Consider the following 11,403-nt stretch of genomic DNA (forward strand, 5'->3'; position numbering starts at 1 on the left):
CTTGCGTGCGCGTCATCCGCCGCGGGCCAGTGCGGTCGCCCGCTCGGTGGCTTCGCGAATCGGACCCTGCCACAAGTCGCCGTGGCCGGGTGCCAACATCTCGGTTTCCAGCAAGGACAGCGCACCCAGGCTGCGGACGCAATCGTGCTGGCTGTGACTGAACACCGCCGGCAGCAGCTGCGGCCCACCGCGGGACAGTAATGGATGCCCGGTGATCAGCGCGTCGCCGCTGGCCAGCACCCCGTCGACCAGATACGAGCAATGCCCGTTGGTATGCCCCGGAGTGGGGATGGCCATCGGGTGGCCCGGCAGCCCGGCGGCCACCTCGGCGGTCAGCGGCAGTGTCGAAGGGATGCCGTCTCGGATCAGGCCGCCGCTGCGCACCACGTGCAGGCCCCACACCGCCCACCGCGGCCGCCAAATGCGCAGTGCCACATCGAAAACCGAAACCTGCTCCAGGTACTCGCGCTTGGCGTGACCCACTTCGTCGGCGTGGCAGTACACCGGCGTGCCGTGCTGGCCGGCGAACCAGATCGCCGAGCCCAGGTGGTCGATGTGCGCGTGCGTCAGCAGGATGGCGCGCACGTCGCCCGCGTCGTAGCCCAGTTTCCGCAGCGAGGCCAGCACGTCCTCGCGATCCCCGGGATAGCCGGCGTCGATCAACATCACGCCCGTGCCGTCGACGACCAGAGTCCAGTTAACGGCGTGGCCCTGGGCGAGGTACACGGTGTCGGTGACCTGGACTAGCTGCGCCATGCCCGCGAGTCTAGGAGCGATCGCCGCGAGGAGTAGAAATGACCCGTGGCTGAACTGACACTTGGATACAAAGCTTCCGCTGAACAATTCGCACCGCGCGAGCTCGTCGAACTGGCTGTCGCCGCCGAAGGTCACGGCATGGACAGCGCAACCGTCAGTGACCACTTCCAGCCGTGGCGGCACGAGGGCGGGCATGCGCCGTTCTCGCTGGCCTGGATGACCGCCGTGGGCGAACGCACCAAGCGGATCGTGCTGGGCACGTCGGTGCTCACCCCGACCTTTCGCTACAACCCGGCGGTCATCGCGCAGGCCTTCGCCACCATGGCCTGCCTGTACCCGAACCGGATCTTCCTCGGGGTCGGCACCGGCGAGGCGCTGAACGAGATCGCGACCGGATACCAGGGCGACTGGCCGGAGTTCAAGGAGCGGTTCGCCCGGCTGCGCGAGTCGGTGCGCCTGATGCGCGAGCTGTGGCGCGGCGACCGTGTCGACTTCGACGGCGAGTACTACCGGCTCAAGGGTGCCTCGATCTACGACGTGCCCGAGGGCGGCGTCCCCATCTACATCGCGGCCGGCGGCCCGGCGGTGGCCAAGTACGCCGGGCGGGCCGGTGACGGGTTCATCTGCACCTCCGGCAAGGGCGAGGAGCTGTACAAGGACAAGCTGATGCCGGCGGTGCAAGAGGGCGCCGCGGCCGCCGGGCGCAACGTCGACGACATCGACAAGATGATCGAGATCAAGATCTCCTACGACCCCGACCCCGAGCTGGCGCTGGAGAACACCCGGTTCTGGGCGCCGCTGTCGCTGACCGCCGAGCAGAAGCACAGCATCGACGACCCGATCGAGATGGAAAAGGCCGCCGACTCGCTGCCGATCGAGCAGGTCGCCAAGCGCTGGATCGTGGCCTCCGACCCCGACGAGGCCGTCGAAAAGGTCAAGGACTACGTCGACTGGGGCCTCAACCACCTGGTGTTCCACGCCCCCGGCCACGACCAGCGCCGGTTCCTGCAGCTCTTCGAAAAGGACCTGGCGCCCAGGCTGCGGCAACTTGGCTGAAATCTCGGCGATATACATCGCCGCCCCCGAGCCGGAGACCGGCAAGTCGACGGTCGCCCTCGGGCTGCTGCACCGGCTGACCGCCACGGTCGCCAGGGTCGGTGTGTTCCGGCCCATTACGCGGCTCGGCGAGAACCGCGACTACATCCTCGAGCTGCTGCTGGAGCACACCACCGCGGGCCTGTCGTACGAGCAGTGCGTCGGGCTGACCTACCAGCAGCTGCATGCCGACACCGACGCCGCGATCGCCGGCATCGTCGACACGTATCACGCGATGACGCAGGCCTGCGACGTCGTGGTGATCGTCGGCAGCGACTACACCGACGTGACCAGGCCCGCCGAGCTCTCGGTCAACGCTCGGATCGCGGCCAACCTCGGCGCGCCCGTGCTGCTGACCGTGAGCGGGAAGGACAGGACGCCCGACGAGGTCGCCGGAGTGGTCGCGGTGTGCCTGGCCGAGCTGACCGCTCAGCACGCCCACACCGCGGCGGTGGTGGCCAACCGCTGCGACCCCGCGCAACTGAGCGAGGTTGCCGAGGCGCTGAAGGCCTTCCCCCAGCGCAGCTACGTGCTGCCCGAGGAGCCGCTGCTGTCGGCGCCGACGGTGGCCGAACTGGAGAAGGCCGTCAACGGGATGCCGGTCAGCGGCGAGGCGTCGCTGCGGGAACGCGAGGTGATGTCCGTGCTGGTCGCCGGGATGACCGCCGACCACGTGCTGGAACGGCTGGGCGACGGCATGGCGGTCATCACCCCCGGCGACCGCTCCGACGTGGTGCTCGCCGTCGCCAGTGCCCATGCGGCAGAAGGGTTTCCGTCGCTGTCGTGCCTCGTGCTCAACGGCGGGTTCGAGTTGCATCCCTCCATTGCGGCCCTGGTGAGCGGCCTGCGCTCGCGCCTGCCCATCATCGCCACCGCGCTGGGCACCTACGACACGGCCAGCGCGGCCGCCTCGGCCCGCGGCCGGATCACGGCAACCTCGCAGCGCAAGATCGACACCGCGCTCGAGCTGATGGAGCGCCACGTCGACATCATGGATCTCCTTGCGCAGCTTGCCATTCCCATCCCAACCGTGGTCACGCCGCAGATGTTCACCTACCAGCTGCAGCTGCGGGCCCGCTCGGATCGCAAGCACATCGTTCTCCCGGAAGGCGACGACGACCGCATCCTCAGGTCGGCCGGCCGCCTGCTGCAGCGCGGCGTCGCCGACCTGACGATCCTGGGCGACGAAGCCCGTATCCGCCTTCGTTCGGCGGAGCTCGGCGTGAACCTGGACGGCGCAGTCGTGTTCGATCCACTCAGCAGCGAGTTGCGCGAGCAGTTCGCCGAGCAGTACGCCGAGCTTCGGAAGGCGAAGGGGATCACCGTCGAGCACGCCCGCGAGATCATGCGCGACGGCACGTATTTCGGAACCATGCTGGTTTACAACGGCGCGGTCGACGGCATGGTGTCGGGTGCCGTCCACACCACGGCGCACACCGTCCGGCCGGCGTTCGAGATCATCAAGACGGTTCCCGACGTCTCCACCGTGTCGAGTGTGTTCTTCATGTGCCTGCCCGACCGGGTGCTGGTATACGGCGACTGCGCGATCATCCCGAACCCAACGTCGGAGCAGCTCGCCGACATCGCGATCAGCTCCGCGCGTACCGCCGCGCACTTCGGCATCGAGCCGCGGGTGGCCATGCTGTCCTATTCGACCGGCGATTCCGGTGCGGGTGCCGATGTCGACAAGGTCAAGGCGGCAACGGATTTGGTGCGTCATCGGGATCCGCGGCTGCTGGTGGAGGGTCCCATTCAGTACGACGCCGCGATCGAGCCGTCCGTCGCGGCCACCAAACTGGGCGATTCGCCGGTGGCCGGCCGCGCCACCGTGCTGATCTTCCCCGACCTCCACACCGGCAACAACACCTACAAGGCGGTGCAGCGCAGCGCCGGGGCGATCGCGATCGGCCCGGTGCTGCAGGGGCTACGCAAGCCGGTCAACGACCTGTCCCGGGGGGCGCTGGTCGAGGACATCGTGAACACGGTTGCCATCACCGCGATCCAGGCGCAGGGCAGCCATGACGGGTGACCGCCTCGTGCTGGTGATCAACGCCGGCTCGTCGTCGCTGAAATACAAGTTGCTGCAGCCCGATTCGGGCGCGGTTCGGGCGTCCGGCCACATCGAGCGGATCGGGGAGGACGCGTCGTCGGTTCCCGACCACGATGCGGCGCTGCGTCGCGCGTTCGACGAATTGGCGCAGGGCGGCATCGACCTGCGGACCTGTGGGCTGATGGCGGTAGGGCACCGGGTGGTGCACGGCGGCAACGAGTTCTACCGGCCGACGCTGATGGACGACGCGCGCATCGCCGCGCTCGAGAAGCTGTCCGAGCTGGCGCCGCTGCACAATCCGCCCGCGCTCAAGGGAATCGAGGTCGCGCGCAAGTTGCTGCCCGACGTTCCCCAAATTGCCGTGTTCGACACGGCGTTCTTCCACGACATGCCGCCCGCGGCAGCGACCTACGCGATCGACCGCGAAGTGGCCGAGCGGTGGCAGATCCGCCGCTACGGGTTTCACGGCACGTCGCACCGTTACGTCAGCGAGCAGGCCGCCGCCTTCCTGGACCGGCCGGCCGGCGGGCTGAAACAGATTGTGCTGCACCTGGGTAACGGCTCCTCGGCGTCCGCGATCGCCGGCGCCCGGGCGATCGACACGTCGATGGGCCTGACGCCGCTGGAGGGCCTGGTGATGGGCACCCGCAGCGGTGACATCGACCCCAGCATCGTCAGCTACCTGTGGCACCGGGCAAACATGGGCGTCGACGACGTCGAGGCCATGCTCAACGAGCGGTCCGGGGTGCTGGGGCTGTCCGGTGAGCGAGACTTCCGGCGGCTGCGGGAAATGATCGAATCGGGCGACGGGGCCGCCCAATTGGCCTACAGCGTGTTCATTCACCGGTTGCGAAAGTACATCGGCGCCTACCTGGCCGTGCTGGGGCACACCGATGTCATCACCTTCACCGCCGGGATCGGCGAGAACGATCCGGCGGTGCGCCGCGACGCGGTGGCCGGCTTGGAGGAGCTGGGCATCGTCCTCGACGAGCGCCGCAACCTCAGCGGGAGCCGGGGCGCCCGGCAGATATCCGCCGACGGATCGCCGATCGTCGTGCTGGTGATCCCGACCAACGAGGAACTGGCCATCGCCCGCGACTGCGTCAGCCTGTTAAGCGGTTAGGAATCCCGGGCTCTTTCGTCCCGCCCCGACGGACGGCGTGGGGTCGGCCCCGACCGTTCGGGCCAGCAGCTCGTGGTAGACGTCGCGAAAGTCGGTGGTGTACTTCAGGTCTCCATTGTCGAGGTCGGTGAGGACGGGCTCCTCGCCGTAGAAGCCGCCCCGAACGGGTGCGCCCGCCACGAAGACGGGACCGGCGGTGCCGTGGTCGGTGCCTTGAGAGGCGTTGGCGCGCACCCGGCGGCCGAACTCCGAGTACGCCATCAGGACCACATTGGAGTCGGCCACCTGCCGCAGGAACGAGGTGGCCGCCTCGTCGAACGTCAGGAGCAGGCGCTGCTGCGTCCCGCGTTCGTTGGCGTGGGTGTCGAAGCCGCCCAGCTGGACGGTATACACGCGCGTGGGGACGCGGGCCTGCACCGCAGCGGCGACCACGCCCAATTGCATCGTCAGCGGATTGTGTTGTTCACCGGGCGATCTGACGGAGGCGAACGTGGTATCCGTGGTGCGCGCGGCACGGTACGCCTTGCATACCGCGGCCATCGCCGGGGTGTCGTTCGGGTCGTCGGCGCCCAGCGCAGTCATGACGGTGTCAAATTTCTCCGCCGTGCCCGGCGCACCGCCCGGGGTAAGCGCCGCAGCCGTCTGCTTCTGCCCCACCGCCAAGGGCGGCAGGACCGCCCCGATGTTGACCGCACGCAACGGGTCCTCACCGGTGGCGTCGAGCCAGCGGCCGATCCAGCCGGTCGAGACGGGTTCGGCCGGCGACGCCGTCTGCCAGATGTCCATGGACCGGAAGTGGCTGTGGTCGGGTTGTGGGTAGCCCACCCCGCGCACGATCGCGAGCCGGCGTTGGTTCCACAGTTGGGCCAGGCCCTTCATCGCGGGGTTGAGGCCGAGTTGCTGGTCGAGGTGCAGGACATCGCCAGGCGCGTAGGCGAGTTCGGGCCTGGCGTCGTGATAAGCATTGTCCGCGTAGGGGATCAGGGTATTGATCCCGTCGTTGCCGCCGTACAGCGACACGATCACCAGGACACCGGCATTGGCCGGTAGCGGCCGGTCTTGTGCGGCGCGCTTCAGCTCGGGCCAACTCACCGCCACCGCTCCGGAAAGCAGGCCTGCGGCGCCGACGCCGGCGCTGGCGATCAGGAATCTGCGGCGGTTGATCTCGGGCATGCGCAATCCGCTCAGGAGGTGAGGTATTCGGGGGTGTTGACGGCGGCGGCGACCAGCTGCGGCGGTTGGCGCACCAGCGGCTGCAGCGCCTTGACGGTGCGGTCGGACCAATCTCCGATGCCGATCAGATACCCGACGGCGTCGATGCGGTCGCCGGCCGGGACGCTCTCGATGCTCGACAAATCGCCGGCGCGCGCCAGGTCCGTCGCGGCGCGCAGGCGGACTCCGGCGCTGGCGGTGGACAACCACACCTGCCCGCTGGGCCAGCCGCCGACGCTCGGTGGGTAAAACGGCCGTTGGCCCAGGGTTCTCAATGTCGAGTCGACCATCTTCAGCCGGGCGGGCTTGTCGATGGGCACCCGCAACGTCCGGATCGCACCGATCAGCCATTCGACCGGGGTGTTGACTCTGCTGTGTGGGGCGCCTCGCCCCGAGGTGAACTCGTCGTCCGTGAGGATCGTCCGGGTCAGCGCCCGCAGGTCGCGTCGCGGGCCGTACGCGGCGACCAGGCGGTCGAGCGCCCGCGGCGAAGGGGGGTCGTCCGAGGCCAACTGCTGCCACAGGCGTCCCGCGACATATTCCGCCGACTTGGACTGGCTCAGCACGGCGTCACAGAACCCGGCGGCATCGAAGTTCTGGGACCGGCCGAACAGCGTCTTGGCCGTCGAATCATGGCGTTTGGGCAGCACCGACGCCTGGCCGTCCGGGCGGATCACCCAGCCCGTCAGGGCCCGGGCGCCGTTGCGCACGTCGTCCTCGGTGTAGCCGTCGCCGTGGCCCAGCGCGAACAGTTCCATGAACTCGCGGGCGAGGTTTTCGTTGGGCGCCTTGGCCGTATTGCTCTGGCCGTCCAGCCAGCGCAACATCGCGGCGTCGGTCAGCATCGCGTAGGCCAGCGTGCGGAAGTCACCCAGCGATCCGGTGCGCAGCTTCTGGTTCTGCGCGGCCATATACGCCGCCACCCGTACCTTCTGCGCTGAGGTGGCAAAGTGGTTGTGCCACAACAACGTCAGCTTCTCGTGGATGGGCTGGCCGACGCCCACCATGCGGCTCAGCCACCAATCGGAGAGCACGCGCTGTTGCTCCGACAGCTGACCGTTGTATTGCTTGCGCGCCGCCGGTGTCGCGCGCCTGCCGGGCGCGCGTGGCGTCGCCAGGGAGGGTATCGGCGTGGCGATCGCACCCGGGTCGGCGTCGGGGTCGGCGCCCAGCATGGCGTCGACGCAACCCGTCCAGCCCCGGGCAACGGCCGCGTCGACGTCGGGTCCGGTCACCCCGAACCCGGCCCGGCGCAGCCCGCGCGCGGTGCTGATCCACTGCGAGGACTGCCCCGGCATGACCTAACTGTGCGGTACGAACCTGTGTTTTCGCTATGTGGGCCCCTGTGGACAGAGGTCGACACGTTCCGCGGCTGCTGTGCAACTCTGCGCCGCATGAGCGAACCGTTTATCGGCAGCGAGGCGTTGGCGTGTGGGGCGTTGAGCCGGTATCAGCTGCGGACCGGCTACCGCGCGGTCTATCCGAACGTCTACCTGCCCAACGATGTCGGGCTCTCGCTCGAACTTCGCATCGCGGCCGCGTGGCTGTGGTCGCGGCGCAAGGCGACCATTGTGGGCGCGGCCGCCGCGGCTTTACACGACTCCAAGTGGATTCCCGACGATGTCCCGGTCGAGCTGAATCACGCCAACACCCGCCCACCGCCCGGGGTGCTGATACGGCGCGATGTGCTGCTCGACGGGGAGAGGCAGGTGATGGCCGGGCGTGCCGTCACCACGCCCGAGCGGACGGCCTTCGACATCGGGCGGCGCGGCGCCATCCGCTCGGCGGTCGTTCGGTTGGACGCGCTCGCGCGCGCAACGGGTTTCAAGGGCGACGACGTGTTGCGCGTCGCGAAGTGCCATCCCCACGCGCCCGGTCTGCGGCGACTGGAGGCCGCGCTCGAGCTGGTCGACCCCGGGGCCCAGTCGCCGCGCGAGAGCTACCTGCGGCTGCTTCTCATCGACGCGGGCTTGCCGCGGCCCCAAACACAGATCGCGGTGCTCGCCGACCACGGGATTCCAGTCGCCTACCTCGATCTCGGGTGGGAAAAGCAGCGTGTCGCGGTCGAATACGATGGCGATCATCATCGAACCGACCGACGACAATATGTGAAAGACATTCGCCGGCAGGAGATGCTGGAACGGATGGGCTGGATCGTCGTCCGGGTCGTCGCGGAGGACCGGCCCGCCGGCATCGTGCACCGCGTCCGCGCCGCGCTGGCGGATCGAGTGTGAACTCAAGGCTTTTCAGTGTGAGCCGGCGGCGAAGTTGAGCGGCGTGTCGCCGCCCAGGATTCACACTCAAGGCAAAACCTAGAACGTGCTGGTGGGCCGCACGTTGTTCGCCATGTCCACCAGCGTGTAGCGGTGCCGCTGGGTGGGCGCGACGCGGGCCAGGCTGCGCAGCGACGCCTCGACGCCAAGTCGCAGGCCGTGTTCGGTGAACGGGAAGCCGAGGATGTGGTTGGTGCTGGCCTCGTTGTCCTCGAGCCAGTCCATCGCCCCGCCCAGCACCAGGGCGCGGATCTGCAGCACGCGCGGCTCGGTGGGCGGCAGCGCCTCCACGCGGCGGGCCGCGTCGCGGATCTGCGCCTCGGTGATCTCACCGGTGGACCGGCCAGACATCAGGGTCACCGCGCTGGTCAGGCGCGCGGTGGTGAAATGCCTTGAGGTGGGCGGCACTTCGTCCAGGGTGTTCACCGCGGCCTCCCGATCGCCTTCGGCCGAAAGGGATCGGGCGAGCCCGAATGCCGCGGAGATCACGCCGTCATTGGTCTTCCACACCGTCTGGTAGAACTTGTGCTCGTCGGTGTTGCCGGCCAGTTCTGCGGTGGCGGCCAAGGCCAGCTTGGGCGCGAGCTCGCCGGGGAAGGTGTCCAGCACCTCGGTAAAGTGCTTTGTGGCGGAGTCGTAGTCGCCGGTGAGCAGCTCGGCGACGGCCCGGTACCAGACCAGCCGCCACCGCCAGCCGACCCGCTCGGCCAGGTCGTCGAGTTTGCGGGTGGCCTTGGCCACATCGCCGAGGTCGAGCAGCGCGCGGACCTCCATCAGCGGCAGCTCGATCGACTCGGCCACCTCGATGCCGTCGGCGTCCAGCGAACCGTGGCGGGCCGCGCGTAACGAGTCCAGCGTCTGCACCGGCTGGGAGAGCACCGTCGCCTGCAGCACCGGGGCGGCGACGTCGGCCGGGTCCACCAGCGGCACCGGCAGGGCGGTCACAATCTCCCTGGCGGTCAGCCTCTCCGAGTGCACCTGCCCGTCCAGGTACACGTCGGTGTGCGCGACGAGCAGGTCCACGCCGAACGTCGAGCGGCTGGGGGAAAAGATCGTCGACAGGCCGGGCCGCGGGATCGCGGTGTCCTGGGCGACCACCTCGCGCAGCACGCCCATCAGCTGGGCGGACATCTCGTCGGCGGTGGAGAACCGGCGCCGCGGGTCGGGGTCGGTGGCGCGGCGCAGCAGCCGGCCGAAGGAGTCGTAGGTCTTCAGCACCGGATCGTCGTCGGGCAGCCCGTCCACGTAACGGCCGTTGCGGGTGCGCAGGTTCAGCGTAAGTGCCGCCAGCGTGCGCCCCACCGTGTAGATGTCGGTGGCTATCGTCGGGCCGGTCCGCACGATCTCCGGCGCCTGGAAACCCGGTGTGCCGTAGAGGTATCCGAACGAATTGATCCGCGACACCGCGCCAAGGTCGATGAGCTTGAGTTGCTCCTCGGTGAGCATGATGTTCTCCGGCTTCAGGTCGTTGTAGACCAGGCCGATGGAGTGCAGGTAGCTCAGCGCGGGCAGGATCTCCAGCAGGTAGGCGATGGCCTCGGCGACCGGCAGCTTCTCGGATTTCCCGTCCTTGAGGGCCCGCTTGAGCGACTGCCCGCCGATGTACTCCATGACGATGTAGCCGACGGGGTCCCCGTGGGAGTCGGTGTGCTCGACGAAGTTGAAGATCTGCACGATCTGCGGGTGGACCACCTCGGCGAGGAACTGGCGCTCGGCCATGGCGATGGCCTGCGCCTCGGCGTCACCGGAATGCACCAGGCCCTTGAGCACCACCGGGCGGTCATTGACGTTGTGGTCGAGCGCCAGGTAGACCCAGCCCAGCCCGCCGTGCGCGATGCAACCCTTGACCTCGTACTGGCCGGCGACGATGTCCCCCGGATTCAGCTGCGGCAAAAAGGAATACGGGCTGCCGCAGGACGGGCACCACCCCTCGGAGGCGCCCTCGCCGGCGTCCCCGGACCGCCCGACCGGCTTGCCGCAGTTCCAGCAGAAGCGCTTGGACTCCGGCACCACCGGGTTGGTCATCAGCGCCTCGAGCGGATCGATGTCCCGCACCCGCGGGATCTCGACCAGGCCACCGCCGAGCTGCCGGGTCGGCGGCAGCACGCGGGTGGCGACCGTCATCCGGTCGTGCCCGTCGGTGTCTATCCCGGGGATGAGGAAGTCGTCGTCATCGTCGTCGAAGTCGGGACGGAACAGGGCCTGGGTGGCCTGCGGCCGCGACTGAGCCTCTGAGACAGCCGAGGAGCCGGTCTGTACCTCCGGCGGCTGTTCGTCGGCGTCCTCGAAGTGGGTGGCTTCGGCCATCAGTCCACATACCTCGGTGTCGGCGGGGCGGGCGCGGGACCGAGAACCGTCAGCCACTTGCGGTACAACGTGTTCCACGTGCCGTCCCGGCGGATGCGTTCCAGCGTGCCGTTGACGAACCGTACCAGGCCGGTGTTGTTCAGGTTGACGCCGATGCCGTACGGCTGGGTGGCCATGTTCGGCCCGACGATGTGCAGGTAGGGATCCTCCTCGACCAGCCCGGCCAGGATCGAGTCGTCGGTGCTGACGGCGTCGATCTCGCGCTGCTGCATGGCCACCAGGCAGTCGGCCCAGTTCAGCACCGACACGATGACCGGTGGCGGGTCGATCTGCTGGATGCGGTGCAGCGACGTGGTGCCCCTGGCCACGCAGACCCGCTTACCGGACAGGTCGGCCACCTTGGCGATCGGCGAGTCCCGCGGGGCCAGGATGCGCTGGTTGGCGTCGAGGTAGACGGTGGAGAAGTTGACCAGCTTGCGCCGGTCGCAGGTGATCGTCATGGTCTTGACGACCACGTCGACCTCCGAGCTCTGCAGCGCGGTGACACGCTCTTCCGACGACAGGATCCGGTACTCGACGTGCGACGG

9 protein-coding genes are annotated in these 11,403 nt (G+C 68.7%); 4 read left to right on the plus strand and 5 right to left on the minus strand.

Annotation, left to right across the window (positions count from 1 at the left end; translation table 11 throughout):
- Positions 1-12 precede the first annotated feature (12 nt).
- Complete coding sequence (locus VMD50_RS14215) at positions 13-756, minus strand: MBL fold metallo-hydrolase (protein WP_325428381.1); 744 nt, start codon at positions 754-756, stop codon at positions 13-15.
- A 45-nt stretch (positions 757-801) separates the two neighbouring features.
- Here VMD50_RS14215 and fgd point away from each other — a divergent pair, with 45 nt between their 5' ends.
- From fgd to VMD50_RS14230, 3 genes are read left to right on the plus strand one after another with little or no spacing between them, the layout of a single operon-like run.
- Positions 802-1,812: a glucose-6-phosphate dehydrogenase (coenzyme-F420) gene (fgd, locus tag VMD50_RS14220; protein WP_325428382.1), complete on the plus strand. Its 1,011-nt coding sequence runs from the start codon at positions 802-804 to the stop codon at positions 1,810-1,812.
- The gene (gene pta / locus VMD50_RS14225) at positions 1,805-3,880 is read left to right on the plus strand and encodes a phosphate acetyltransferase (protein ID WP_325428383.1); all 2,076 of its coding nucleotides are present in this window, start codon (positions 1,805-1,807) and stop codon (positions 3,878-3,880) included. The genes fgd and pta overlap by 8 nt, the downstream gene beginning before the upstream one ends.
- Positions 3,870-5,024 carry an acetate kinase gene (locus VMD50_RS14230; protein ID WP_325428384.1) on the plus strand — a complete coding sequence of 385 codons (1,155 nt, stop codon included), beginning with the start codon at positions 3,870-3,872 and terminating at the stop codon, positions 5,022-5,024. The genes pta and VMD50_RS14230 overlap by 11 nt, the downstream gene beginning before the upstream one ends.
- Here VMD50_RS14230 and VMD50_RS14235 read toward each other — a convergent pair.
- Both VMD50_RS14235 and VMD50_RS14240 read right to left on the minus strand, forming a co-directional pair.
- Positions 5,013-6,197 carry a DUF1501 domain-containing protein gene (locus VMD50_RS14235; RefSeq protein WP_325428385.1) on the minus strand — a complete coding sequence of 395 codons (1,185 nt, stop codon included), beginning with the start codon at positions 6,195-6,197 and terminating at the stop codon, positions 5,013-5,015. The two genes, VMD50_RS14230 and VMD50_RS14235, sit on opposite strands and share 12 nt — an antisense overlap.
- Before the next feature lie 11 nt (positions 6,198-6,208).
- Positions 6,209-7,534 carry a DUF1800 domain-containing protein gene (locus VMD50_RS14240; protein WP_325428386.1) on the minus strand — a complete coding sequence of 442 codons (1,326 nt, stop codon included), beginning with the start codon at positions 7,532-7,534 and terminating at the stop codon, positions 6,209-6,211.
- A gap of 96 nt (positions 7,535-7,630) precedes the next feature.
- Here VMD50_RS14240 and VMD50_RS14245 point away from each other — a divergent pair, with 96 nt between their 5' ends.
- Positions 7,631-8,470 (plus strand): endonuclease domain-containing protein, encoded by an 840-nt coding sequence (locus tag VMD50_RS14245; protein ID WP_325428387.1) that lies wholly within the window; start codon positions 7,631-7,633, stop codon positions 8,468-8,470.
- Positions 8,471-8,548: 78 nt separating this feature from the next.
- Here the strand turns inward: VMD50_RS14245 and VMD50_RS14250 are convergent, their stop codons facing one another.
- Positions 8,549-10,816: a serine/threonine-protein kinase PknG gene (locus VMD50_RS14250; protein WP_325428388.1), complete on the minus strand. Its 2,268-nt coding sequence runs from the start codon at positions 10,814-10,816 to the stop codon at positions 8,549-8,551.
- On the minus strand, positions 10,816-11,403 hold a 588-nt coding region (locus VMD50_RS14255), incomplete at its 5' end, for a glutamate ABC transporter substrate-binding protein (protein ID WP_325428389.1). The genes VMD50_RS14250 and VMD50_RS14255, both read right to left, overlap by 1 nt.

It is taken from the genome of Mycobacterium sp., from assembly GCF_035506235.1.
Lineage (GTDB): Bacteria > Actinomycetota > Actinomycetes > Mycobacteriales > Mycobacteriaceae > Mycobacterium.

What these genes read in the sequence shown, in the direction of transcription:
- VMD50_RS14245 (WP_325428387.1), top strand. Translation starts at nt 7,631, where the DNA reads ATGAGCGAACCGTTTATCGGCAGCGAGGCGTTGGCGTGTGGGGCGTTG.
- VMD50_RS14215 (WP_325428381.1), bottom strand. Translation starts at nt 756, where the DNA reads ATGGCGCAGCTAGTCCAGGTCACCGACACCGTGTACCTCGCCCAGGGC.
- VMD50_RS14230 (WP_325428384.1), top strand. Translation starts at nt 3,870, where the DNA reads ATGACGGGTGACCGCCTCGTGCTGGTGATCAACGCCGGCTCGTCGTCG.
- VMD50_RS14250 (WP_325428388.1), bottom strand. Translation starts at nt 10,816, where the DNA reads ATGGCCGAAGCCACCCACTTCGAGGACGCCGACGAACAGCCGCCGGAG.
- VMD50_RS14235 (WP_325428385.1), bottom strand. Translation starts at nt 6,197, where the DNA reads ATGCCCGAGATCAACCGCCGCAGATTCCTGATCGCCAGCGCCGGCGTC.
- VMD50_RS14240 (WP_325428386.1), bottom strand. Translation starts at nt 7,534, where the DNA reads ATGCCGGGGCAGTCCTCGCAGTGGATCAGCACCGCGCGCGGGCTGCGC.